At 37.3% G+C, this 25,646-nt stretch carries 23 protein-coding genes and 1 riboswitch; of the genes, 2 read left to right on the plus strand and 21 right to left on the minus strand.

The features are described from left to right. Position 1: 1 nt before the first annotated feature. From FCI53_RS17500 to FCI53_RS17600, 21 genes are all read right to left on the minus strand, one after another. A complete protein-coding gene (locus FCI53_RS17500; RefSeq protein ID WP_138420336.1) occupies positions 2 to 766 on the minus strand; it encodes a C40 family peptidase in 765 nt (254 codons plus the stop codon). Between the two features lie 61 nt (positions 767 to 827). After that, entirely contained in the window at positions 828 to 1,463 is a 636-nt protein-coding gene (locus tag FCI53_RS17505; protein ID WP_138420337.1) for a hypothetical protein, read from the minus strand. Positions 1,464 to 2,060: 597 nt separating this feature from the next. Beyond that, positions 2,061 to 2,696 (minus strand): queuosine precursor transporter, encoded by a 636-nt coding sequence (locus tag FCI53_RS17510; protein WP_138420338.1) that lies wholly within the window; start codon positions 2,694 to 2,696, stop codon positions 2,061 to 2,063. Between the two features lie 48 nt (positions 2,697 to 2,744). After that, the gene (gene queF / locus FCI53_RS17515; RefSeq protein WP_138420339.1) at positions 2,745 to 3,242 is read right to left on the minus strand and encodes a preQ(1) synthase; all 498 of its coding nucleotides are present in this window, start codon (positions 3,240 to 3,242) and stop codon (positions 2,745 to 2,747) included. Positions 3,243 to 3,326: 84 nt separating this feature from the next. Beyond that, a riboswitch (PreQ1 riboswitch) is annotated at positions 3,327 to 3,372 on the minus strand. Positions 3,373 to 3,823: 451 nt separating this feature from the next. Next, complete coding sequence (gene purU / locus FCI53_RS17520) at positions 3,824 to 4,723, minus strand: formyltetrahydrofolate deformylase (protein ID WP_138420340.1); 900 nt, start codon at positions 4,721 to 4,723, stop codon at positions 3,824 to 3,826. A 43-nt stretch (positions 4,724 to 4,766) separates the two neighbouring features. Beyond that, positions 4,767 to 5,948: an acetylornithine transaminase gene (locus tag FCI53_RS17525; RefSeq protein WP_138420341.1), complete on the minus strand. Its 1,182-nt coding sequence runs from the start codon at positions 5,946 to 5,948 to the stop codon at positions 4,767 to 4,769. Next, positions 5,941 to 6,744 (minus strand): acetylglutamate kinase, encoded by an 804-nt coding sequence (gene argB, locus FCI53_RS17530; protein WP_138420342.1) that lies wholly within the window; start codon positions 6,742 to 6,744, stop codon positions 5,941 to 5,943. Before argB ends, FCI53_RS17525 begins: the two co-directional genes overlap by 8 nt. Before the next feature lie 12 nt (positions 6,745 to 6,756). Beyond that, positions 6,757 to 7,998 carry a bifunctional ornithine acetyltransferase/N-acetylglutamate synthase gene (argJ, locus tag FCI53_RS17535; protein ID WP_138420343.1) on the minus strand — a complete coding sequence of 414 codons (1,242 nt, stop codon included), beginning with the start codon at positions 7,996 to 7,998 and terminating at the stop codon, positions 6,757 to 6,759. Positions 7,999 to 8,012: 14 nt separating this feature from the next. Then, a complete protein-coding gene (gene argC, locus FCI53_RS17540) occupies positions 8,013 to 9,050 on the minus strand; it encodes an N-acetyl-gamma-glutamyl-phosphate reductase (RefSeq protein WP_138420344.1) in 1,038 nt (345 codons plus the stop codon). 649 nt (positions 9,051 to 9,699) lie between these two features. Continuing rightward, on the minus strand, positions 9,700 to 11,637 hold the full coding sequence (locus FCI53_RS17545; protein WP_138420345.1) for a BglG family transcription antiterminator: 1,938 nt from the start codon (positions 11,635 to 11,637) through the stop codon (positions 9,700 to 9,702). Positions 11,638 to 11,955: 318 nt separating this feature from the next. Beyond that, entirely contained in the window at positions 11,956 to 13,278 is a 1,323-nt protein-coding gene (locus FCI53_RS17550; RefSeq protein WP_425457194.1) for a 6-phospho-beta-glucosidase, read from the minus strand. A gap of 81 nt (positions 13,279 to 13,359) precedes the next feature. Beyond that, positions 13,360 to 14,748 (minus strand): glycoside hydrolase family 1 protein, encoded by a 1,389-nt coding sequence (locus FCI53_RS17555; RefSeq protein ID WP_138420347.1) that lies wholly within the window; start codon positions 14,746 to 14,748, stop codon positions 13,360 to 13,362. 19 nt (positions 14,749 to 14,767) lie between these two features. After that, complete coding sequence (locus FCI53_RS17560; RefSeq protein ID WP_138420348.1) at positions 14,768 to 15,073, minus strand: PTS sugar transporter subunit IIA; 306 nt, start codon at positions 15,071 to 15,073, stop codon at positions 14,768 to 14,770. A 99-nt stretch (positions 15,074 to 15,172) separates the two neighbouring features. Then, the gene (celB, locus tag FCI53_RS17565; RefSeq protein WP_138420349.1) at positions 15,173 to 16,513 is read right to left on the minus strand and encodes a PTS cellobiose transporter subunit IIC; all 1,341 of its coding nucleotides are present in this window, start codon (positions 16,511 to 16,513) and stop codon (positions 15,173 to 15,175) included. A 25-nt stretch (positions 16,514 to 16,538) separates the two neighbouring features. Then, positions 16,539 to 16,847 carry a PTS sugar transporter subunit IIB gene (locus FCI53_RS17570; protein ID WP_138420350.1) on the minus strand — a complete coding sequence of 103 codons (309 nt, stop codon included), beginning with the start codon at positions 16,845 to 16,847 and terminating at the stop codon, positions 16,539 to 16,541. A gap of 227 nt (positions 16,848 to 17,074) precedes the next feature. Next, on the minus strand, positions 17,075 to 17,977 hold the full coding sequence (locus tag FCI53_RS17575; RefSeq protein WP_138420351.1) for an AEC family transporter: 903 nt from the start codon (positions 17,975 to 17,977) through the stop codon (positions 17,075 to 17,077). A gap of 35 nt (positions 17,978 to 18,012) precedes the next feature. Then, a complete protein-coding gene (locus FCI53_RS17580) occupies positions 18,013 to 18,456 on the minus strand; it encodes a threonine/serine exporter family protein (RefSeq protein ID WP_138420361.1) in 444 nt (147 codons plus the stop codon). Between the two features lie 19 nt (positions 18,457 to 18,475). Further along, positions 18,476 to 19,228: a threonine/serine exporter family protein gene (locus FCI53_RS17585; protein WP_138420352.1), complete on the minus strand. Its 753-nt coding sequence runs from the start codon at positions 19,226 to 19,228 to the stop codon at positions 18,476 to 18,478. A gap of 151 nt (positions 19,229 to 19,379) precedes the next feature. After that, on the minus strand, positions 19,380 to 20,243 hold the full coding sequence (locus FCI53_RS17590) for an ROK family protein (protein WP_138420353.1): 864 nt from the start codon (positions 20,241 to 20,243) through the stop codon (positions 19,380 to 19,382). A 245-nt stretch (positions 20,244 to 20,488) separates the two neighbouring features. After that, positions 20,489 to 21,133, minus strand: a complete 645-nt coding sequence (locus tag FCI53_RS17595; protein WP_138420354.1) for a CAP domain-containing protein — start codon at positions 21,131 to 21,133, stop codon at positions 20,489 to 20,491. A gap of 724 nt (positions 21,134 to 21,857) precedes the next feature. Then, positions 21,858 to 22,598: a ZIP family metal transporter gene (locus FCI53_RS17600; RefSeq protein ID WP_138420355.1), complete on the minus strand. Its 741-nt coding sequence runs from the start codon at positions 22,596 to 22,598 to the stop codon at positions 21,858 to 21,860. 413 nt (positions 22,599 to 23,011) lie between these two features. On the opposite strand from FCI53_RS17600, the gene FCI53_RS17605 reads away from it, so the two are divergent. Both FCI53_RS17605 and FCI53_RS17610 read left to right on the plus strand, forming a co-directional pair. Continuing rightward, a complete protein-coding gene (locus FCI53_RS17605) occupies positions 23,012 to 25,174 on the plus strand; it encodes a beta-glucosidase family protein (RefSeq protein WP_138420356.1) in 2,163 nt (720 codons plus the stop codon). Positions 25,175 to 25,387: 213 nt separating this feature from the next. Further along, the coding region (locus FCI53_RS17610; protein WP_138420357.1) for a hypothetical protein at positions 25,388 to 25,646 on the plus strand (259 nt) is incomplete at its 3' end.

Here is a 25,646-nt window from a genome sequence, read left to right on the forward strand (position 1 = left end):
GCTACGTGTTAATGTGAAAACCAACATCATCATGCTCATAAACCAACTCAAAGTCATCATTATCAATTAAATCTGAATATAAATCTTCTGGAGAATACCAAAGAAAATCGTTCTCTAAAGCCTCATAGTCGGCACCCTTCGTATAACACAAGTAGATAAGTTTAGAACAATACACATATTCCCATGGATCATCAAGTTCTTGACTTAAGGTAAACGAAAAGACCGGTTTGTCCTTACCATTTTGTTGATACTCTTTTATATACTCTTCTGCATAATTAGCAGCTTTTTTTCCCATTTGAGCTGACTTTGGGCGAAAATGGGCGTGTTCTGGATGTTTATCTAAAAATTGTTGAATGGTATCTTTTTGAATTGCTGGATGTCCTCCAGGTGATTCAATCAGATGGCCCTCATCAACAACAATAGCAGAATGTCCCACATAACCTGTCATTAATTGGTTTACATTATCACTTGCCACTAGTATATCACCAGATTGAAATGTTCTGTCCCTTGTCAGAGGATTGTTGAAATTTGTTAATATAAAGGATTCTGTTAGCGATGACGGTATTCCGCCACTTTGATAATAGGCAACAACGAAAACATGTCTAGGTTTTTGGTACCCTACATCCACATAAGCACTTGCACCATAATAAACGATTGTTGCAAGATAATTATCGACATATACTTCATAATAATAAATCGGAACATTGGATACTCTATTGATCTTTAACCAACGTCCACCTCTTTCAACATTAAAATGTTTACCCATATTAACCACCGCCTAAAACTAACCTATTCATTGGCAGTAGCGAATGTTCCTACATAGTTTCTTATTCTGCATCCTTTTCTTTTTTAATTTTTTGTTTACATGTCTGAAACCAATCCGATTGGAAAATGACATCAACAGCAGCACTTATGATTAACCCGTGAAAAACAACCCCTAAAACAGTTAGTAAAACGATAATAATATGACCTGGCATCGTGGTTGGTTCGAAATCTGTTTGACCAAAAAACACTAATGCTACAATACTACTAATAAACGCTTCCCGATAACTTACTATCTCTGGTTCCCATTTATATAACGGAATAACCGATAAAAACATCACCAAAAAAGGGATGGAAAAAACGACACTAATATGTTGACGTTTCAAAAATTGAATAAACGGCTTTGTATAGTATTTTGTAATCGTCTTTAAACGTAGTAAGTGTAAGATTCTTGCAAAACGAGCAAGTTGAAAGATGGCATCAAGTGGTATAATAGCAATTACTAAAAATGGATTTGATTTAATAAAGTTCCACTTGTTTTCACTTTTATAAAAACGATAGATAAAGTCAGTAAAAAAAATCCCCCATGTAACCCAAATAATGAAACTATTATAGGGCGTCGTATTCCATATGGTCGCCACAGAAAGCGTAGCTAACAAAACCATACCAGCTTCATAGATGAATTGTTTAAAATCTCGCATAGTTTGTCTCGCTCCAGCATTTAAATTTCCGTTAATTATTGCTTACAATAATATAGTACCATTTTATTCTTTGCTTGTGATACATGCCATGGAGGAATCGATTTACCGTAACATACAATTAAAACAAACTATTGTATTTTATATTAATCGGATGCCGCTATGTTGGGGTATAAAAGAAGGAATTATTTATAAAGGTTTGTTGCTTTTTTGTGTCGGAGTTGATAGAAACTCCGACGTAGAACAAGACAAACAAGACAAAAACGAAAGAAGCGTGCACATTTAGCTTAAAAATTGACCTTAATGTACACGAAAACTCAAGAAACGTGCACATCTAGCTTAAAAATTGATCTTAATGTACACGAAAACTCAAGAAACGTGCACATTAAGAGGAAATTTCGCCTCAAATATAGACGCCACTATTTAATTGTACACATCTGGCTTAAAATTTCGGTGAATATGAGTAATTATTTTGAGCTACGTCGGATTCTATAGTCATTGTGACAAAACAGCAATCATTAAAAAGCCTATACCTATAAAAAATAGTCCAGCCAAGGATGCAAATAAACGGCACTCCCTTACTGGACTACTTAACGTACACTATGACACATTTGCTTGTGTTGGATAAGCTTGTGTTGCTTTTTCCTTTTTAGCAAAGTTTACCAACAAATAAACAATTGGTGTATCTACCAATGCAATTAATAATTTTGCTACGTATTGGGTAGCGATCATGCCTAACAAAATTGACGTTGGTGTTCCCCAAAATGCAATTGTAATAAATAACGTCGTATCAATTAGCTGACTTAATCCTGTTGATACATTATTACGCAACCAAAGTTTTTTACTACCATGCTTTGCTTTTAAGCGATGGAATAAAAATACGTCAAAATTTTGACTAGATACATAGGCGATCAAACTAGCTAACATTACTTGAAAGCTTCCACCTAAAATCGTTGCGAATTCTGTTTGTGCATCAAATATAGGAGAAGATGGAAGTTGAATGGCAATAAATATAAATACTAATGCAAGCACTTGAGTAAAGAAACCTGCTTGAACAGTCTTTCTAGCAGCCTCTTTTCCATATACTTCCCCTATAACATCTGTAATAATATAGGTCACCACATATACAATTACCGCTGCCGGCAAAACAAACGTACCTACACTAAATGTTTTAACCCCAAGAATATTAGAGAGAACTAATAATCCGACAAATAAAGCATTTAAATAAATAAACATATAATTCCTCTCCCTTTATGAAATTGGAGGAATCTAAGCTAACCCTCTTTAGCGATTATCAATTTTTTCAGGATACATATCGTGATTCATCATGCGGTGCTCAGCCATTTGTTCAAACTTCGTACCAGGTTTTCCATAATTGCAATATGGATCAATCGAAATACCTCCACGTGGTGTAAACTTACCCCAAACTTCAATGTATCTCGGATTCATCAAGTCAATTAAGTCATTCATAATGATATTCATACTATCTTCGTGGAAATCGCCATGATTACGGAAACTAAACAAATACAGTTTTAGCGACTTACTCTCCACCATTTTTTCACCAGGTATATAACTAATATATACTGTTCCAAAGTCCGGCTGCCCTGTCTTTGGACATAGTGTCGTAAATTCTGGACAATTAAATTTAACAAAATAATCACGGTTTGGATGTTTATTATCAAATGTTTCTAATACTTCTGGTGTGTAATCAAATGCATAATTTGTATTTTGATTACCTAGCAATGTTAAATCTGGTAAATCCTCATCTCTTCTACCTGCCATGTTGTTTACCTCCTTGTTGTTAGATTTTCATTCAATCAAAAAGCCATGCCCCTCTAAGGGACATGGCTGAATTTATCACGTCATATGTCCTTAGTTTTTTATAGAGGGTGAAGCTAAGAACCTCTTCCGCTTGAAATGCGGTATTTAGTTACTCGACTTATTATATAGTCCAGCCTAGCAACTGTCAATACTTTTAATCAAAGGCTACTTTGGTAAAGGTTGGTGCCTTTTGATAGGAACACCGACATAATTTTCTTGGGTGAGATGGATGCGGATCCTCATTCCGCTAATTCGTTAAATTCCCTCATTTTGTGGTGCGAAACGGTTCTACATTCCGCTATATGCTGTTTCCTTAACGATTTTCACCACTTTTAGACCTTATAGCGGATTCACAAACCGCTTCCCCCTGTATTTAAGGCATATTTCACGAAATAGCGAAATCATGAACCGGTTCATCCTACGATGCGGATCCTCATTCCGTTATTTAGCAAATCATCCCATTCTGGGGCTTTACTTCGTCTTCCTTCACCAAATTTTACGTTTACTTTGACAAAACATCAACCGTTTATAATACAGCCTAATTAAAAAACAATCGTTTTATTCCCGTGTACAATAATACGGTCTTGTAGGTGCCATTTAATTGCTCTTGCTAGAACACTCCGCTCAACTGATTGCCCTATTTTCTTCATATCTTCTACATCATCTCGATGGTCAACTCGACTAATATCTTGCTCAATAATAGGCCCTTCATCTAAATCATTCGTAACGTAATGGGAAGTCGCACCTATTAGTTTCACTCCACGGTCATGCGCTTGTTTATATGGATTTGCACCAATAAATGCTGGTAAAAAGGAATGATGGATGTTGATAATACGGTTTTTATGTGCCTCTACAAAATTTGGAGTCAAGATTTGCATGTAACGTGCAAGCACAATCACATCCACATTATACTCTTCCAATAACATGAGTTGTTCCTGTTCTGCTTGTTGACGTATTTCCTTGTTAGCCGGTATGCAATAATATGGAATGCCTAATGGTTCCACAATATCTCTTGCCGTCTCATGATTACTAATAACCACAGAAATATCTGCTATTAAATCGCCACTTTGCCACTCCCATAATAACTCCAATAAGCAATGAAGTTCCTTTGATACAAAAATAGCCACCTTCTTCATTTCAGACACATACGTAAACTTCCAATCCATTTGAAAGGCTTCTGCAATTGGAAGGAAATCTTCTTCAAGTTGAGTTGCTTTTTCCTTTAGATTTGGAAGTTCAAACTCAATTCGAATAAAAAACTCTCCACCTTCTGGGTCTGCGGAGTATTGGCTTGACTCTATGATATTGGCATCGTGATCATATAGGAATTTAGACACTTTTGCCACAATACCAGGTTGATCCGGACAATTTATTAATAAACGAGCTCGATTAAGATTCTTTTGTTGAAATACTTCTATTTTTTCTTGAATATATGTTTTCATTTATGATCCCTCAAATTATATTACAATTATTCGTTGCTCTTTGCTAGTTAAAAACCTTTTCCATCTTTTCAATAAAATGGTCTATTTCTTGTTTTGTTGTTGTTAATGGCGGTAAAATTCTTACCACATTTGGACCAGCAACCAAAATTAAGACATGGTTTTCTCTCGCCTTTTCGACATATTCGATTGCTTTACCTTTTACTTCAATGCCAATAAGAAGACCTTTTCCTCTAATAGAAAGTAAATCATCATTGCGATCGACAAACTGTTGTAACTTTTCTACGATATAGGAGCTTAATTCATTGGCTTTAGGTAGGATATCACTCGTAACCATATGATTAAGAGTAGCATATCCCGCAGTCGTAACGACTGGATTGCCTCCAAACGTACTTCCATGTGTACCAGGGCCAAATGCTTTTGCCACATGTTCTTTAGCCACAACAGCACCGATAGGGAAACCACTTCCTAATCCTTTTGCTAACGTCATCACATCTGGTTCAATACCGTATTGTTCATAAGCAAACAATGAACCTGTACGTCCCATCCCCGTCTGTATTTCATCTACCATTAATACAAGGTTGTGTTGTTTACAAATCTCAACAATTTTATTCACCCATTCTTGGTCAGCAGGAATTACGCCACCTTCACCTTGAACAAGCTCTAAAAGAACCGCACATGTATTAGATTGCACCAACTGATCCAAGGCTTCATGGTCATTAAAAGGTAGATATCTAAAACCAGGCATCAATGGATCGAATCCATGTTGAATTTTTTCCTGCCCTGTTGCTGACAGTGTAGCGAGTGTTCTACCATGAAAGGAATTCGTAAACGTTACAACTTCAAATGCTTCCTTTTTGTTTTGGTTACTTGCATATTTTCTCGCCAGCTTAATTGCAGCTTCATTCGCTTCTGCCCCACTATTACAAAAGAATACTTGGTCACCGAAACTATGATCTACCAATAACTGTGCAAGACTTTGTTGCTGCGGAATATGATAAAGGTTAGAGCAGTGCCATAAATTCTGAAGCTGTTCCTCCACCGACTGCTTTACTACATCTGGCACATGTCCTAAATTACATGTGGCAATACCTGATGAATAGTCTAGATATTTCTCACCTTTGTCATCCCACACATAGCTGCCTTTTCCTTTGGTGATTGTTATTGGAAATCGATTATATGTTTGCATAATCGGTTCTGTAGTCATTGCGCTTTTATTTTCAGACATGAGGAATCTCCTTATCTAACAAAATTCTAGTTCCGATTTTCTTTCCTTGTATGAAATCAAGTAAGCTATTGTCATCTACTCCACTAACAATAGAGACTTCTGGTACGTTATTGGCTAAGGCTTTTAATGCTGATTGGACCTTAGGAATCATTCCACCTTGGATGGTGCCATCCTCGATTAGCTGCTCAATCCTGTTACTCCCTGCTTGATGAAGCACTTTCTTGTCCCCATCCTCTTCTATATAAATTCCTGGTATATCACTAACGAAACAGAGCTTTGCTTCAAGTGCTTGCGCAACCGATGAAGCTGCCATGTCAGCATTTATATTATATCTTTGTCCACTTTGGTCAATACCTAATGGTGAAATGACTGGAATGTATCCTTGTTCAGCAATTTGATGAATAATGGATTGCTGAACATGAGTAACTTCTCCAACAAATCCTAATGTAGTTGTATCACCAGCTGGTTTCGCAGATAACAAGCAACCATCAACACCGCTAATTCCGTATGCACTTCCACTTGCTTTCATGATGTTGCGAACAATTTGCTTATTAACAGCTCCACTTAGAGCCATTTCAACTATATCTAAGACTTCATTTGTCGTTTTACGCAACCCATTAACGAAGCTGGTTTCTACGCCCGTTTTATCAAGTAACGTAGATATTAAAGGACCACCACCATGAACAATAACAGGTTGCCAATCTTCTGCCTGTTGAATTTCTACAATACTTTTATAAAAAGATTCAGGTAACTGGTCCAACACACTCCCGCCACACTTAAACACAACATAATTCATTATTACTCCTCCTTATGTTCGATAAGAAGCGTTAATTCGTACATACTCATAGGATAGATCGCATCCCCAGGCAGTCGCAGACCCCTGGCCGTCACCGACAGATGCAAAAATAGTTACTTCATCCTTTTGTAAATATGCTTTTGCTTCCTCTTCATCAAAAGAAACAGGCACACCATTTTTCACAACTGGTATTGCTCCTATTAAAATACTCACTTGGTCAGGATCAAGGTTTTGTTTACTATAACCAATTGCCGTAATAATTCTTCCCCAGTTTGCATCCGCACCATGAACTGCTGTTTTGACAAGATTTGATGAAATAATTGCTTTACTTATCATTTGAGCTGCTTGATTCGTCTCAGCACCTTCTACTTGTACTTCAATTAATTTAGTTGCGCCTTCTCCATCTCTTGCAATCTCTTTTGCTAGCATTTCACTAACAATTTTTAATCCGCCTAAAAACACACTCCACTCTGGGTGCGATTCATTTAATTGTTGGTTATTGCTAGCACCATTCGCCATAACGAGTACCATGTCGTTTGTACTTGTATCGCCATCAACTGTAATCATATTAAAAGACTTGTTCGTTATATCTTTTAATGCTTTCGATAGCGCCTGTTGCTCTACATTTGCATCCGTCGTTATAAAACTTAGCATTGTTGCCATATTCGGATCGATCATTCCGGACCCTTTTGCAGCGCCACCAATGGATACCGTCTTACCGTCGATCTCCATTTGCACAGCAACTGCTTTTTCCTTCGTATCTGTCGTTAATATTGCGGATTCAAAACGATTAGCCCCTTGATTCTCTTGTGCATCAAAGACTTTAATTCCTTGGTCAATCTTTTGCATTGGAAGAGGTTCTCCAATTAACCCGGTTGAAACTACTGCTGCATAGTGTTCAGGTATACCCATTTTGTCTGCAAATAGACGTCTCATTTCATAGGCATCTTGTAATCCTTGGTCTCCTGTGCAGGAATTTGCAACTCCTGAGTTAACCACAACTCCTTGAAGTTTATTCTCTTCGGCTATACTAGCTTGGGTCACCTTCAATGGAGGCGCTTGAAAAAGGTTCGTTGTATAGACCGCAGCCGCTTGGGCAGGAAATTCTGAATACACCCAACCTAAGTCTAATTTGCGTTTCCGAATCCCACAATGTAAGCCGCCAGCAGCGAAGCCCTGTGGCGTTGTTACACTCCCTTCTGGTACTAACTGAACCTTTTCTTCTATTGCTATATCCGCTTTACCTTTTGCCATTTTACCAATACCTCCTAAGGATAAGTTGGGATAACATTTAGTCCTGTAGAAACATCCCATCCATTTAACAAATTCATGTTCTGAATCGCTTGACCCGAAGCACCCTTCACAAGATTATCGATTACCGAAATGATAATAAGCTTTCCTGTTCGTTCATTATAGTGGAAGCCGATATCACAAAAATTACTCCCATACACTTCTTTTGTTGCTGGGAATTGACCCTTTGGTCGGATCCTTACGAATGGGTGATCTGCATAGAAACGTTCATACATTTGAATAATGTCCTCTATACGTACATTTTCATTTAGATCTACATAAATAGAACTCATAATCCCCCTTGTCATCGGTGCAAGGTGTGTGGTGAAGGTTACCGCTAAGTCTTCTCCACTCTCTTCTTTCAATACTTGTTCAATTTCAGGAATATGTTTATGTTCTCCTAATTTATAGGCCTTTAAGTTATCATTCATCTCTGAAAAATGGGCATTTAACGATAAACCTCTACCTGCTCCAGATACCCCTGTTTTTGCATCAATAACAATCGATTTCTTGTTTGCTATATTCTTTTTCATTAACGGTATTAATGCTAATAAAGTTGCTGTCGGATAACAACCCGGATTTGCAATTAGCTTTGCATGTTTAATTTCCTCTTGATAGATCTCACTTAGACCATAAACCGCTTGATCAACATACGTTTGATCTGCGGGTGTCGACTGATACCATTGCTCATAATCAACGGGTGATTTTAAACGGAAGTCACCAGATAAATCAATACATGGAACATCATTTTCTAAAAAATTCGGAATTAAATCTTTACTAATATTAGACGGTGTTGCAAAAAACACAATGTCTATCGTTTCACTTAAAGATGGTATATCCAAAGATTCCATTGTATGTTCTACAATTTGACTCACATGAGGATATATAGAAGATAATTTACTTCCACTTTGCGAATGAGAAACAATAGTTGTTAATTCAGCATATGGATGATTATTTAAAAAACGAATAAGTTCTAAAGCACCATAACCTGTACCGCCAACAATAGCTACTTTCATACCATTCACCCCTAACCTTGTCGTTCGATCAATTCTTTATTTTCAATTAATTCATTATTATACATTAATGCGCATTTTTATACAATGGTTATTCAAAAATAAATTCCTTAATTCCCCTGCCATACAACCCTCTATATCATTGGGTTTATTTATTATTAATTTCCATTCATACTTTGGTATATTTTATAAAAAAAGCACATAACACCAGCCTAATTTTCAATATTGGACACTAAATATTGTACCACCTTTTGTAACTAAACACATACATATACATCTTTATAAATGAAACTTCATTGTGGGGAATTTGTTGATCTCCCACAATGAATGTTAGGTGAACCAATCGGGGTGTTACTGAAAGTTTACTTCCACTTATACATTTCCGTTACATATCATGTTTTGAAGTGAGAGTCTCACAGACGATTACACCAGGATAAAAAAACTTATAATTAGGGACTAGTAACGCTTTATATATCCCTAACTATAAGGAGAATTTATGGACAATAATACCATAAAAACAACATCCTATAAATGCATGCACCAAATAGTTACGCATTACATATCCTTCATCTTTTAACACACCTCCGCTACCTAATTAACATATATGCCTATCAAAAAAACAGACTGTCCCTATATAGGGAAGTCTGCTTGTTTAATACCGTAATAAATGCTTCATAAACATACTATAGGATTCACTTTTAACTAACTGATGGATAAGACTTGAATCTTCAATGATTTCACCTAGGACCTTATACATCATTTGAAGATCCTCACTACTCTCCTTCTTTACACATAATAAACAAACAAATTGTACACGCTTATTTTTCCAAATAATCGGTTTGTCTAGCGTACAAATAGCTAACAATGTGGTTGTCGTTTGTGGAGTAATAGGATGTGGAATGGCTACTAAATTCCCAAAATCAGTTGGTGCTAATTCTTCTCGTTCATAGACTGCTTTTAAGAAGTTGTCATCCACCAGTCCTTTGTTCTTTAACTGTTGAGCAAGGAATTTTAGCACTTCTTCTTTACTTGAAAAATTATGTTTAGGAAAGAACAGATCCTCTCTTATATAGTCTAATAATCCATTTGTATTTCCATTTAAAAAGTTTTCAATTTTGTCTAAATCACGTTCACTCAATATCGTGTTCACCTCAATAACCGGTACAGGAAGGTGAATTGTGATTGGGATGGAGCTTATGATAAAATCAATTCCATTAAAAGATTTTTGACTTAATTTATAGTACTCTGTTGTATCAACTACTTGTAATTTTTCTCCGATCTTAGCTTGAATTCGATACTTTAATAATTGAGCACTTCCTTGTCCAGAAGCACAAACAATAAGACAGCGCTTCGGTCTAGCATGTAGTTTATTACGTTCAATCGCTGCACCTATATGAAGCGCCAAATAACCAATTTCATTTTCATCGATTGCAGCTCCCACACTTTCTTCTAATACAAGACCTGCAATAATACCAGCCTCAAACGCTAAAGGGTAATTTGCCTTAATATCCTCTAACATTGGATTTCTAACATTCATCCCATAGCGATAACGGTTAATTGCGGGCTTCAAATGAAGGGCCATCCCAATGATTAATTCATGATCATGCTTTAACTTTAAGTTTAATTTATCCTCAATCTTTTCCATAATAGCAAAGGTTAATTGATAGATACCATCGTCAATAACCTCTTCTATTTGCTCCTCACTCATATTCGTTTGCTCAATCATCTTTGTCCCTAATAAGTGAATAGCTATATAAGCAATTTCTGTTTTTGGGAATTTAATAGCAAGTACTTCTTCAACTTGATCGACTATTTTTTCAGCAACTCGATATTCCTTTTGATCTTCAATGTCTTTTAATTCTTTTTTATAAAGAGAAACATGATAACCATTCATTATGCGATTATAACCAATTGCAATATGTACGAATAGATTATTAATGGCAATATCCGATAAAGTTAGGCTATTTTGTTTAATTTGCTCTAATATTATCGACCAAATTTGGTTTAACTGTTTCTTGTCCATTAGCGCAGACAGTTGCTCATTAATGACAGGATTAACCGAATTTAAACTTCGGTCAAAAATATACTCTGACATTGCAAATCGTACTTTCACTTCACTGCCTTTTACTTTCAACCCATAATTTGGCCGCTTTTCAAGACAAATATCATACTTTTTTAGAATATTCTTTACTTGTTTCATATCATTCTGGATCGTTGATTTGCTGATGTACATCTCATCCGCTAGACCGTCCAACTTCAAATAACCATTTGACAATAATAAACGTTTGATCAAATAGTTAACACGATCTTCTGGTGAACTTGGTGATGCTTGTTCAAATGAAGAGTCCTTTTGGAATTCTTGATTTAATAATTGTCGAAATGCTTGATCATCATACACATTTAATTGATATCCTTTTCCTCTTATTGACTTTATCTCAGCTCCATTTGTTTGCAGGAAGGTGTCAAGTGCTTTAATATCTTCTCTAATTGTTCTTGAAGTTACTTGAACGATGTTTGCCAGATACGTACTTGTCAATGTCTCTTCTAATGACATCAGTTCACGCAAAATTTGCTTATGCCGGAAGTTCATTTTTGGATCACCTCTTGTTGTTAAAAACAAAACAACTCATTTTATAAAATTTAAGTTCTACTAAAAACTTGATTAACTGGACAGCCTTTTAAACAAAGGTGAATTATTATACTATTAGTTATGACTTATCTATTTCAAACTTTTTTATTCTTTCTAACTTTTAAAAACTACTAAAATTATACTACACTTTATCAATTTATTAGTATGTACATTTTTCGATAATTTCATAAAGGACACTATACATGTTAATAAAGTAGAAAGGTCCTGATCACATAACCAGAACCTTTAAATCTTTAGGTTAATAAATGCACAATCACATTACGATTGAACAGATGTAAAGAAATTTGGTAAATAATATTTATGCGCTTCTAACATTTCATCAAGTATTTCTTTTGCAATCGTATCTGAAGGGATTAATGGGTTGATCGTCATGGCTAATAATGCTTGCTGATAGTCACCTGTAACTGCGGCTTCAGCGGAAACACGTTCAAACGATTTTATTTGTTGTACAAGGCCACGTACCGCAACAGGTAAATCACCGACACTAACTGGTTTTGGCCCATCCTTTGTAATAACGCAATTAACCTCAACCGCTGAGTCATTTGGAATACTTGCAATCGCGCCATTATTTCTTGTATTTACAGGTTGAATATCACGCTTGTCATTATAAATAGAGTTCATTAGATTACATGCTGCATCACTATAATAGGCACCTCCTCGTTCTTCCAATTGTGGTGGTTTGATATCCAAGTCTGGATTCGCATATAAGTTAAACAGTTCCTTTTCTAGATTCATAACCACTTCTGCTCGTGTTCCTTGATCTTTATAGTCAGTCTTTTCTTGTTCTAGCATTTTATTAGTTTGAAAATAGTAGCGGTGGTATGGGCATGGTAGAACTTTTAAACCTTTTATGAAGTCTGGTTCCCACCCTTGGTCAACAATATTTTTCATTGTATAACTTTCACCACTAGACAATTTATCTATTACTTGAGCTGTAATCTTTTCTCCATCTAAATACACTTCAAGACCGAACACCATATGATTTAAACCAGCGAAGTCAATCTGTACACGGTCCGCATCCACGTCCAGCATTTCCGCAACTCCCATTCGCATACCTACAGGGACGTTACATAACCCAACCGTTTTTTTTATGTTACTGTAGCGTAATACTGCTTCTGTCACCATTCCCGCTGGGTTGGAGAAGTTAATTAGCCATGCATTAGGACATAATCGTTCCATATCTTTACAAATATCCAAAATAACAGGAATTGTCCGCAATCCTTTAAATAAACCACCTGGTCCATTCGTTTCTTGTCCAATTACCCCATACTTTAATGGGATTCTTTCATCCTTTGCGCGCGCTTCCAATAAACCTACTCGAATTTGCGTCGTAACAAAATCAGCATCTACTAGTGCTTCTTCACGATCAAGTGTTAAATGAATATCAATCGGAACACCTGCTTTTTTCACCATTCGTTTTGCAAGTGCACCAACTGCCTCTAATTTTTCTTTTCCTTCTGCAATATCTACTAGCCATAACTCTTTAACCGGAAACTCTTGATAGCGCTTTATAAACCCTTCAACAAGCTCTGGGGTATAACTAGAACCCCCACCAATCGTAACAACTTTAAGCTTGGACAATGTCATTCTCCTCTCCTGATGTATAACAGAAAAGGTGTAATGTAGTAGATCCTACTACAAACACCTTTTAGTCGGACTCTATTAAAATCCATTATTCTTAGATACTTCTGTAAACCAATAGGCGCTCTTCTTCGCTGTTCGTTCTTTTGTTTCGAGATCAACAGAGAAGAAACCATATCTATTTTTATAAGCATTCATCCATGACCAGTTATCTAAGAATGTCCATAAATGATACCCTTTCGCATTACACCCTTCTTGAATGGCTTTATGCAACCATTCTAAATGTCCCTGAATGAATTCAATCCGATAATCATCTTCAATTCGTCCATCTTTAATAAACCGTTCCTCATTTTGTACACCCATACCATTTTCAGAAATAAACGACTCAATATTTCCGTAGTTTTCTTTAAGATTGATCATGATGTCATAAATACCTTTTTCATAAATTTCCCATCCACGGTAAGGGTTCATTTTACGTCCTGGCATTTCATAATTATCAAAGAACCAATCCGGCATAAATGGACTATACGGGTTTGGTAAATGTTCCTTCGCCTTCACTCGACGAGGTTGGTAATAATTAACTCCTAAAATATCTACGGTATTATTTTTTAATAACTGTGCATCGCCTTTTTCCATTTCTGGCAATTGTCCGTGCTCTTCTAACAGGTCAACTAGTTCTTTCGGGTACTCTCCTTTTACTGCAGGATCTAAAAAGCTTCTATTAAAGAATAAATCACAAATATTGGACGCTTTTAAATCTGCAGGGTTTTGACTTCTCGGATAGGATGGCGTTAAGTTTAGAATAATACCGATCTTGCTATCAGGATAATCAAAGGTACGAAATGCCTCTACTGCTTTTGCATGGGCAATCATCGTATTATATGCTACTTGAAATGCACGTTTTGCATCGACTACATTAGGATAATGGAAATCATATAAATATCCACCCTCCACCGGTACAATTGGCTCATTAAAAGTAAACCATTTTTTAACGCGATCTCCGAAAAATTCATACGCTTTTTTGGCATAAGTCGTGTACGCTTCTACGACTTCTCTACTTTCCCAACCACCTTTTTCTTGCATTTCAAGTGGCATATCAAAGTGAAATAAGTTCACGAATGGTTCGATGTCATTTGCTATAAGTTCATCGATTACATTATTATAAAATGTAACAGCCTCTTGATTCACTTCCCCTTCTCCACCGGGAATAAAACGTGACCATGAGATTGATAACCTGAAAGTATTATGCCCAATTTCTTTCATTCTTTTTATATCCTGTTTATAAGTATGATAGAAATCAGAAGTAGATTCTGGTCCAACCCCCTCAAAAAAACGGTTAGGTTCTTGAGAATACCAGTAATCCCAAATATTAAGGCCTTTACCACCTTCAGAGGCTGCTCCTTCCATTTGTGTAGCTGATGTTGCACTTCCCCACCAAAAACCTTCTGGAAATTTGTATTGAATTGCCATGTCAAACAACCTCCTGTTGCTATTTATTTCTATATATTTCAATAATCTCTACTGCTAAATCTCTAACCGTCATGGAAGTCATTAAATGATCCTGCGAATGTACAAGAATTACATTAACAGATTGTCCCTCTCCGCTTGCTTCTTGTTGTAATAATTGGGTTTGATACCCATGAGCTTTGCCTAACTCTTCGCTAGCCTCTTCTATTTTTTTATCAGCCGCCTCAAAGTTTCCTTCTTTTGCTTCCTGTATCGCTTCCATTGCACTTGATTTACCATTACCAGCATATAGAATTATTTGAAAAGCTACTTCTGTCATGTTGTCCATAATGATTGTACCCCCTGATAGTGAACTAAAGTATGAGTGAAAAGGAACCCGTATCTTTACTCATTAGTTGAAAGATACGGATACCCATGAATGTAAGTGTTAATTTACGTTACGATTCCCAGTGTTACTCGTTTCTTTATCTGCCTTTTTTTCATTACTGTAATATTGGTTATCCATAATTTTTAGGAATGGCCACCATATTATAAATACGATTCCAATGTTTACTAGTTGTAATAAACCACCCATTATACTATTACCTGTCGCCAAGAACCCACTCAGTATAGCCGGTGTTGTCCAAGGAACAATGATACCTGCTGGTTTTGGCACAATTCCTGCCGCCATAGAGAAGTAGGTTACCAATGCAACAATCACTGGCGCTAATAACCAAGGAATAAGTGCTAACGGGTTCATGATAATTGGTAGCCCAAAGATAATTGGTTCGTTTACGTTAAAGATACCTGCTGGAGCACCTAATTTACCTAACTCTTTTAATTGTCTACTTCGCCCAATTAGGAAGATCCCAAGAATAACTGCCAATGTCATACCAGATCCACCGATACCTACGATAAAGGTATCCATAAATTGTTTTGTAACAATGTTAGGCAGTTCTTCTCCAGCCTGGAATGCTGCTAGGTTTTGGTCATTTAATGCATACCAAATTGGGTCAAATACAGAGTTTACAATAATTTGTCCATGTAAACCGAAGAACCAGAATAATTGAATTAATAGTACAGCAATAATGGTTGCTGGCAATCCACTACCTAATGCTGTTAATGGTTCTTGAATCAATGTATAAATAAAGTTTTGCACCGTATCAAATGGCGTGAAACTAAAGATTATACGAACAACTAAAAATATTGTAAGTGTTAAAGCAATTGGAATAAGTGCACTAAACGACCTTGATACTGCATCCGGTACACCGGCTGGCATTTTAATTGTTAAGTCTTTTTTTACAAAGTAATTATAAAGTTCTGCTGCAAAAAATGCTGTGAAAATTCCTAAGAACATACCTTCTGCACCCATTACATTGGTTGGAATAACTCCACCAACTTCATGGACAGTACCATCAAGGTCAAAATTTGTCACTTGCGGTGTTAAAATTAGAAACGATGCAATGGCTACAGCACCACCATAAATGGATTCGCCACCATATCCTTCTATCAGCTTATAACCTATACCTATAATAACAAACAAACCCATAATACTTAACGTTGCAGCCGAGGCCGGTCCAAGTGCATCTTGGTAAGTTGCCCAAGCTTCCTCGCCAACCCACTGATCAATAAACGGAAGGTTAGCAAGTACTACAAAAATGGATCCAAAAATAATGAATGGTAACGCCACCATAAAACCGTTACGAAGTGCTGTTAAATAACGGTTGTTATTTAACTTATCAGCTATAGGCATCAGCACATTTTCTAATGTTTCCATAAACTTATCCATGACTTCCCCTACTTTCTTTTAAATTTTAGTCACCTATTAGTTCTAAAGCTTTATTTAAAACAGCTTCACCATCCACACGTCCGTATGCCATTGGGTCAATTACATCTAATGGGATGCCTACTTCTTCTGCTGTTTTTGAAAATTTCTTCTTCATAAATCTCATCTGAGGACCAATTAGAAGAACATCAGCCTTTTCCATATCTTTTGGTGCTTTATCTTGCGCAACTGCCCAGATTTCTACATCTACGCCTCTCGCCTGTGCCGCTTCCTTCATTTTTGATACCAAAAGACTAGTTGACATTCCTGCTGAACAAGCTAATAAAATACGTTTCATTTATAATTCCTCCTTGGTAGTGATGAATTTTTGATCTGTTTATTTGATCTAATTTCATTGTATGGTAAAAGCGCTTACAACTAAACGCATTGTTTTTCCGTTGCATAACGGAAATAGTTAATTACATGCCCCTAAATTTAACGGAGAAGTGCATTAATCAAACAAAAAACGCTCAGACTAATCTGAGCGTTTACGATAAAAAACAATAAACTGTAGATAGCAGCTTTCTAAAGAATAAGTGCTAGTATAATAGGGAGCGTGATCACACTTAGCAATGTACTCGTTAATGTAGCACTTGATACAAAAGATGGTTTTGCATTAAATTGCAAGGCATACATCGTTGTATTTGCAGCTGTGGGCATCGCAGCGATGACTACCATTATATCTTTTACCATTTCATCTAACGGTAGAGGAAGGGTAACAAAATACGTAACTACTGGTGCGATCGCAAGGCGAATCACTAGCGCAATAGATAGCTTCCCTACTTCTAGTTTTTTTACTGATATACTAGCTAATTGCATCCCCAAAATAATCATCACGGTTGGGATTGTCGCATCTGCTACCATATTAATACCAACCATCCACTGTTCATTAATATTCCATTGAAACAGGTTGAACACTATTCCTAAAATAGCACCATAGACTATTGGGACCTTCACCACTTCCTTAAGTGGTGAAACCTTAATACCTTTCGTTTCACTTCCTTTAGCTGCAATATAGATCCCAATCGTACACATAATCAACTGTTGTAATACCATTAGAATCACTGCATATTGAAAGCCTGTTTCCCCAAACACTAATAGTATTAGAGGCGCTCCATAATTCCCATTATTCATAAAGGAAGTAGCTAACATAAACCCGCTTGTATTTGAACGATCCCACTTGTTGAAATAGGCTATCACATAACAGACTGCTAAGGATATAATACACAATAACAATAAATAGATTCCTAAATAAACATAATCGAGGTTGATTGCATGTTGATAAAACGTTTGAAAAGCTAAAAAAGGCGACATTAGATAAAGTGCCATTGTGGCAATTGGTTTTACCTCAACCTTTAATAACTTTACACCCAGATACCCAATAAGAAACACACCAAAGATTGGAATTAGAACTTCAAAAAAATTCATAAGCACCACCTTAATATATAACCTAAGACAAGACTCTATCGAACTGATTGACGATTTAACTTTGTTTTCCTTATTACTTGATTAATAATTTCAGAGAATACAAGACCAATTGCAATAGCGCCTGAAATCAGAAATGCTTTTGCTGCTAACTGAAGTGCTACATTATAATCATTTAGGACAAAATTTCTCATTGCATCATAAGCAAGGCCACCGGGGACTAATGGTATAATACCTGATACATTAAAAATGATGATTGGTGTTTTAAAAAATTTCGCACAAACTTGGCTTAAAATAGCTACAAGCATTGCAGCCATAACTGTCGATGGAACCGCATCAACCCCTTGATTCACTAACAATGTATATACTAACCACCCAAGCATCCCAACTGTTCCACACTGAATGAGTGACTTTTTTGGTGCATTAAAAATCACACCAAATCCCGCTGCAGCAAAAAAACTAGTAACTAGTTGTTCTATAATCACTGGCTATTTTCCTTTCCTACAGAAATGAGAATACGCTAGCAATACCCGCTCCAATCGCAAATGCGGTTAAGAAAGCCTCTGCTCCTTTTGATAGTCCTGACACCAAATGACCCGCCATTAAATCGCGGACCGCATTTGTAATTAACAGTCCCGGTACCAATGGCATAACAGAACCTATAATAATTTTATCTAGCTGATAACCAATTCCAAGCCATATCGACAAAACGGCCAATAAACCTATAATAAGAGAGGCTAAAAATTCCGCAAAAAATTGAATTTCTACAATACGATGGAAATAAATCATGGCAGAAAACCCAATTCCACCGATAACAAATGCTGGAAGAAAATCTTGCCATGTCCCTTGAAACATAATCGTAAAGCAGCCACTTGCAAGGGCAGCTGCAAAGATTTGAACGGCAATTGTATATGTATGGACTTCCGTTTCAATTCTTTTTAATTCATTACTTGCTGCCTCTAATGTTAATTCATTAGCTGTTATTTTTCGAGAAATGCTATTCACCATATCGACTTTATGTAAATCTGTTGATCGTTTAACAATTCTAACGAAGTGTGTTATCTCCGTTTCATTCGTTGAAAACATTATTCCTGTCGGCGTCACATAACTTTGTGCACTTTCTAAATCAAAAGAGGCGGCAATCCGTAACATCGTATCTTCCACACGATAGGTCTCAGCACCACTTTGTAGCATCACTTTCCCTGCCAACATACAGACTTTTATAATGTCATTTGTTTTGTTTCTTGTATCCATTACGCTCTCTCCGATATATTACATTAATAACGTCATTATAAAGGCTTTCATCCTTAAAATAAATAATTAAAACCATATCCTAGCAAAAAAGCGTATAACTAGAGTCACCTAATTATACGCTAACTTACTATTTATTTTTCCGTTTAGATTATTACGATTCACTAACTTCCGTTGCTAAAATAAGACATCCAGTAATTCCAGCATTATCACCGAGGCCTGGATCAATAATGTATTGATTTAGATCAGGAGTTTCAACATATTGTTTCATCTGATTTGCAAATTCTTCTCGAATCAACGGGAACAGTTGCTTTTGTTTCATCACACCGCCACCTAAAATGATTTTCTCAGGGCGCAAAATTAACGTATAGTTCACCAATGCTTGGGCTAAATAAAAAGCCTCCATCTCCCAAACCTCATCTACTTCCTCAAGTTCTTGTCCTTTCTTATTGTATCTATTTTCAATAGCCGGACCAGCTGCAAGTCCCTCTAAGCAGCCTTGGTGATAAGGACAAAAGCCTTGATAATCATCATTCGGATGTGGGCGAACTAGTAAGTGTCCCATTTCTGGATGCCCATACCCTTGTTGAATTTTACCATCAACAACAGCACCGCCACCGATACCAGTTCCTACCGTTAGATAGATACAACTGTTTGAATGTTGGGCATTTCCTTTTTTATATTCTCCATAAGCAGCTGCATTCACATCCGTGGTCCAAGCAACCGGAATATCATACCGTTGTTTAACTGTGCCAACAAAATCAAACTGTTTCCACCCAGATTTTGGAGTTGTTGTGATATAGCCGTATGTATCAGAATTTTTATTAACGTCAATTGGACCAAATGAGCCAATACCAATAGAATGTAGAGAGTATTGGTCAAAAAACGCAAAAACTTGCTCCATGGTTTCTTCAGGTTTGGTAGTAGGAATACTAACTCTTTCGATAATTTCTAATTGGTCATTACTTATAGCACAAACGAACTTAGTCCCGCCCGCTTCAATTGCTCCGTAGTACATTTGAATTCCTCCTTGTTGATGGATTGGACAACTACTTCCTATATTACACACTTATATCCTGCATAACCTGCTTTCTCACATATTATAAGGTCACTTACCATAAATAGGAAGAGCAATTTATCGACAATTCTATGTTATAACAGAATGAGGATCCACCTGAATTAAGCAAGGGGTTACTTTAATTATCATCTTGAGCAACTCCAACACAGCTTATCTGTAATGAAAAATAAGCCCCACTACGGGACTTACTGATCCTTTCGTATAAATAACTGTGTCCAATAATGACCATCCGCCTCATAACCAACACCAATATGTGTAACATCTTTATTTAACACATTACGACGTTGGGACGGTTGCTCCATCCAACTTTGCAAAACTCTTTTAGGTGTGTCAACTCCATTGGCAATATTCTCAGCGGCGGCATCCGAATAATCTATTCCAAATTTTTGAAGCATTTCATGTGGAGAATCATGTGAAACATGTTGATTGACTGCCATATCCTCTGATTTCAATTGTGCGACACTTGATAAATTTGAATCAAGCTTTAAATAGTTTAAACCATGCTGCTTTCTCACTTGATTTGTTAATCCTACAAGTTGTATTTTAAGTTCTTCCATTGACTGATCCCCATTCATTTCCGTTCGATTGCCTTGATTGGTAGATAGATGAATGGTGCCTTGTTCATCTTCAAAAATATTCTGTTCACGGCCAGGGTTGACTGGTATTTCATCCTCTTCTTGACCATGTATCTGACCACCTTGATGGGCAACAGGTCCATTTCGAACTGTATTGAGTACACCTTCTTCTGAACCTGCTTGTTCTGGATCATTCGTATTACAAGCTACTAAGAAACCTGTCAATAAAAGGAATAAAACTAGATATTTTTTCATGGTCTCACCTCGAGTAGTTTAATTACTCTTACTTTCCTCTATTTGGACGATTGTTATTCAAAACTTCGATTCTTTTTATATATTTGTTGCATTTTTGTGTCGGAGTTGATAGAAACTCCGACGTAGATACAAGACAAAAACTCAAGAAACGTGCACATCTAACTTGAAAATTGACCTTAGTGTACACGAAAGCCTAAGAAACGTGCACATTTAGCTTGAAAATTGATCTTAATGTACACGAAAACTTAAGAAACGTGCACATTTAGCTTAAAATTTGACCTTAATGTACACGAAAACTTAAGAAACGTGCACATCTAGCTTGAAATATGACCTTAATGTACACGAAAACTTAAGAAACGTGCACATCTAGCTTGAAAATTGACCTCAATGTACACGAAAACGAAAGAAACGTGCACATCTAGCTTGAAAATTGACCTCAATGTACACGAAAACGAAAGAAACGTGCACATCTAGCTTGAAAATTGACCTCAATGTACACGAAAACGAAAGAAACGTGCACATTAGAAGGGGATTTCGCCTCAAATATAGACGGACACTAGTTAATTGTACACATCTGCTTAAAATTTCGGTGAATATGAGTAATGATTTTGATCTAGTCGGATTCTATAGTTATTGTGACAAAACAACAATCTTTTAGAAAACACCATAACTTTATAAACCCAGCAAAAAAAAATGAACATCGCTAGAAACGATGATCCACTGCTCATAGGTGATGTAGCCACAATGAAAGGAATACCCCTATAGATGTTATAAAGCCAACCGTTGGCCCTCCTTCTTTATACGCTTCAGGCATCATAGTCGAAGCAATCATGGAAATAATGGCGCCACCTGCAAAAGAACTCATAATGGCTTTAATACTATCTGAAGCTGATTCTAGTAGAACGCCACCCCAAGAGCTTAATGCAGAAAAAAACACAACGAATGCCCACAGGATGATAATTTTCTTTTTTGAATAACCACTATCTTGCAACCCAACAGTACTTGAAATGCCTTCGGGTAAGTTACTAATAAAAATAGAAATAACAAGCGCCAAACTAACCGATTCGCCGCCTATCAGGCTCATACCAATCATTGCCGACTCAGGCAATGTATCCATAACTGTTCCTATAAATATGCCTAAACCAGACGTCGATTCAGATGATTTTTCTGATTTATTTCTATCAGTCGATTTTTTTCTTTGCTGACCACCTTTACGGGAAACCAACATATCTAAGATAGTAAAAATTAAAGCACCACCAAGGAAACCAAGGGCTATATCTTTAAAGCCACTATACTCTAAGGCATCCTCTAGCAATTCATATGTTGTTGCACCAATTAACGCACCTGTACCTAATGCCATAATAAAACCAATGATTCGTTTGGGAATGGAAAATTTAAGTACAATTAGTGCACCTAGCATCGTTGCGGAAGCTGCAATAGTACCCCACAGAATAGCATTCCACATGTGAAGAGCCCTCCCTTTTTATAAAAGGTTTCTTTATATAAGCGTCCTCTAATCGAATAAAAATATACTCAGTAACACCGGTAGAGTCGGTAGTAAAGCATTTCCTTTTTTTATCAGTATCACTTCTAATACTTCCAGGAAAGCTTTAATTTTTCATATAGTGGAATTTAAAAACTCCACATTAAAGATAGATAATAAGTGAACGGATTAATCAAATTTATACTAACTTAGTAAAAATAATACGATAAAAAAGATAAAGAATATCCTATAATGGATTCATAACAGAAGCTCGAACTTTTTTCACGATAACATATGTAAGCGATTTAAATTTTTAAGAAAAGAGTAGTAGATAGGAGTGTATACGAACTCGTAACTATTCTGTTAATAAAAATATTGTGTGAGGTGTTTCTAAAATGAGTAATGAACAATCTAAAGATTTTCCATGGTTTGACCAATCGCTATCGCCCCGTGAGCGTGCCGAAAAGCTTGTTGCTGCAATGACCCTAGAACAAAAAATTGCCCAACTACACGGTGCAATGGAGACAATTAACATTTATGCCCTGCCATCGATGGAAGAAATAAATGCTATGAGTCAGGAAGATCAAGAACAACTCATGGCTCAGATTCAAGTCGAGCGTCATGTAAAGGGAATGGAAGAGCTGGGTATCCCACGCTTTCGGATTACAAACGGCCCAGTTGGTGTTGGTATGGGCGACGGGCATCCAAGTCCACCTGCGACCGCATTACCTATGACCATTGGTTTGGCTGCCGGTTTTGACCCTGAGATTGCTCGTAAATACGGCAACATCATCGGTTCCGAGACCGCAACACTTGGTCAACATGTACTTGAGGGGCCTGGCGTATGCCTACACCGAACCCCAATTGCTGGCCGTAACTTCGAATATTTCTCAGAAGATCCATACCTTTCTGGTGTGATGGGTGTTGAGGTAACCAAGGCAATTCAGGAACATGGTGTTATTGCCATGGGTAAACACTATGCAGTCAATGACCAAGAATACGAACGTTTCCGTACCAATGTTGAATTGGACGAGCATGTCCTACGTGAGCTTTACCTATTGCCATTTGAAATGTTGGTCAAAGACGCTAACATCGCTGCAATCATGAGCGCCTACAACCGCGTCCGTGGTGTTTACGCTACCGAAAATCGCTACCTATTGAATGATATCCTTCGTGATGAGTGGGGATTTGAAGGGTATGTGCAGTCCGATTTTTGGTCTTGTCGCTCTTGCGCTGGGTCGCTGAACGCAGGCATGGACCATGAAATGCCAGATGCTAAGTGGCTTAACGAGACCAACGTCAAAAATGCGCTTGAGGACACCAGCCTTGAGATTCAGACCGTAGTCCGGGCATTGGTTCGTCGCTTTACTCAGATGTTCCGTTTCGGCCAGTTTGAGCGCCCTTATAATCCAGGTACAATCGATGCAAAAAGACATGGTGCAATCTCTAGAGAAATCGGCTCCCAGACAGCCGTATTGCTGAAAAACGATGGCGAGATATTGCCGCTTGATCCAAAAGCTCATGATTCTATCGTGATAATTGGCCAATCTGAGTTCGTGGATGATGCCTGCAATGGAGGTGGTGGTTCATCGAAGGTTACTCCGCTCTATACTGTTCCACCTGTAGAGGGTATGCAGGATGTTCTTCGTGACCTAGGATCCAATGCTGAGGTCAGCAAGTTCACCGTTGACAAGGACTTGTCAAACCTAGAAGAAGCGAAATCTGTTGCCACAAAAGCTGACTTGGTTATTCTAATGGCTGGATTGGTTGCAACTGAAGGTGCTGATTTACCTAATCCGAACATGCTACATGATCAAAATCAAATGGTTGACGAACTCTTGGAAGTTAACCAGCAAACAGTTCTAGTTATGAAAGACAGTAGTCCGGTCATGATGCCATGGATCAACAAGGCCCCAGCGGTTCTAGAAGCATGGAACCAAGGTACGGAAGACGGGCACGTTGTTGCTGACTTGCTTTTCGGTGTTGTCAATCCATCCGGAAAAGTACCAACCACATACGCAGCGTCTGAAGATGATCTCTTGTACACCGGGCATCCAGAACGCTATCCTGGTACTGACGAAGGCAATGGCTTCCCTGTTATACGTTACTCTGAGGGCCTTAACATGGGGTACCGCTGGTTCCAGTCCCAGGATATCAAGCCACTATTCCCGTTTGGATTCGGCTTATCTTACACGTCATTTGAACTTTCTGGATTCTCAGTGACGCCTAACCAGTCAGACGGTAAGTCTCCTATCACGGTTAACGTAACTGTGACCAATACAGGTAAGGTAGCTGGAGCTGAGGTTGTCCAAGTTTATCTAGGTATCCCTGTAAAAGGACAACCAGCTAAGCGTTTTGTTGGATTCCAAAAAGTATTTCTTGAGCCTAATGAGTCACGTAAGGTTACCATAACCATTGATCCACAAGCCACGAACCATCCGATGGGTGTCTGGGATTACTACGCTCACGACTTTGTTGTGAAACCTGGAGAGTATACAGTATATCTTGGTACATCCAGCGAAGACACTCCTTATAAAGAGACGGTAGTCGTTGACTAATTGCATCTAACTGGATAAAAGCATCAAGAAAGGATTGAGTCCGTATAGGATTCAATCCTTTTGTCTTTTATAAAATCATAAATAAAACGGCACACGAATTACCTATTATTTATTACATATTAGTTGTATTATGTGCACAAATCCTTAACTAATTTAACTACAGAAGTCAGTGATTTTCCAAAATACACGGATTAAGGGAAAAATCGCTGGATAATGCGTGAGAAAGTCGTAAATACGCAGAACCTAGAGAAAATGCGCTGGATGATGTATGAAAAATCCCTAAATGCGCAGAATCTAGAGAAAATGCGCTGGATGATGTATGAAAAATCCCTAAATACGCAGAATCTAGAGAAAATGCGCTGGATGATGTATGAAAAATCCCTAAATGCGCAGAATCTAGAGAAAATGCGCTGGATGATGTATGAAAAATCCCTAAATACGCAGAATCTAGAGAAAATGCGCTGGATGATGT

This window comes from Aquibacillus sediminis (genome assembly GCF_005870085.1).
GTDB classification, from domain to species: Bacteria; Bacillota; Bacilli; order Bacillales; family Amphibacillaceae; genus Aquibacillus_E; species Aquibacillus_E sediminis.

Bases quoted from the DNA above. Each gene is read 5' to 3' on its own strand.
- FCI53_RS17510 (WP_138420338.1), bottom strand. From the start codon at position 2,696: ATGTTTATTTATTTAAATGCTTTATTTGTCGGATTATTAGTTCTCTCT.
- FCI53_RS17560 (WP_138420348.1), bottom strand. From the start codon at position 15,073: ATGGACAACATGACAGAAGTAGCTTTTCAAATAATTCTATATGCTGGT.
- FCI53_RS17605 (WP_138420356.1), top strand. From the start codon at position 23,012: ATGAGTAATGAACAATCTAAAGATTTTCCATGGTTTGACCAATCGCTA.
- FCI53_RS17545 (WP_138420345.1), bottom strand. From the start codon at position 11,637: ATGAACTTCCGGCATAAGCAAATTTTGCGTGAACTGATGTCATTAGAA.
- FCI53_RS17575 (WP_138420351.1), bottom strand. From the start codon at position 17,977: ATGAATTTTTTTGAAGTTCTAATTCCAATCTTTGGTGTGTTTCTTATT.
- FCI53_RS17555 (WP_138420347.1), bottom strand. From the start codon at position 14,748: ATGGCAATTCAATACAAATTTCCAGAAGGTTTTTGGTGGGGAAGTGCA.
- FCI53_RS17525 (WP_138420341.1), bottom strand. From the start codon at position 5,948: ATGTCTGAAAATAAAAGCGCAATGACTACAGAACCGATTATGCAAACA.
- purU (WP_138420340.1), bottom strand. From the start codon at position 4,723: ATGAAAACATATATTCAAGAAAAAATAGAAGTATTTCAACAAAAGAAT.
- argJ (WP_138420343.1), bottom strand. From the start codon at position 7,998: ATGGCAAAAGGTAAAGCGGATATAGCAATAGAAGAAAAGGTTCAGTTA.
- argB (WP_138420342.1), bottom strand. From the start codon at position 6,744: ATGAATTATGTTGTGTTTAAGTGTGGCGGGAGTGTGTTGGACCAGTTA.
- FCI53_RS17585 (WP_138420352.1), bottom strand. From the start codon at position 19,228: ATGGATACAAGAAACAAAACAAATGACATTATAAAAGTCTGTATGTTG.
- queF (WP_138420339.1), bottom strand. From the start codon at position 3,242: ATGGCAGGTAGAAGAGATGAGGATTTACCAGATTTAACATTGCTAGGT.
- FCI53_RS17600 (WP_138420355.1), bottom strand. From the start codon at position 22,598: ATGTGGAATGCTATTCTGTGGGGTACTATTGCAGCTTCCGCAACGATG.
- FCI53_RS17505 (WP_138420337.1), bottom strand. From the start codon at position 1,463: ATGCGAGATTTTAAACAATTCATCTATGAAGCTGGTATGGTTTTGTTA.
- FCI53_RS17500 (WP_138420336.1), bottom strand. From the start codon at position 766: ATGGGTAAACATTTTAATGTTGAAAGAGGTGGACGTTGGTTAAAGATC.
- argC (WP_138420344.1), bottom strand. From the start codon at position 9,050: ATGAAAGTAGCTATTGTTGGCGGTACAGGTTATGGTGCTTTAGAACTT.
- celB (WP_138420349.1), bottom strand. From the start codon at position 16,513: ATGGATAAGTTTATGGAAACATTAGAAAATGTGCTGATGCCTATAGCT.
- FCI53_RS17595 (WP_138420354.1), bottom strand. From the start codon at position 21,133: ATGAAAAAATATCTAGTTTTATTCCTTTTATTGACAGGTTTCTTAGTA.
- FCI53_RS17570 (WP_138420350.1), bottom strand. From the start codon at position 16,847: ATGAAACGTATTTTATTAGCTTGTTCAGCAGGAATGTCAACTAGTCTT.
- FCI53_RS17590 (WP_138420353.1), bottom strand. From the start codon at position 20,243: ATGTACTACGGAGCAATTGAAGCGGGCGGGACTAAGTTCGTTTGTGCT.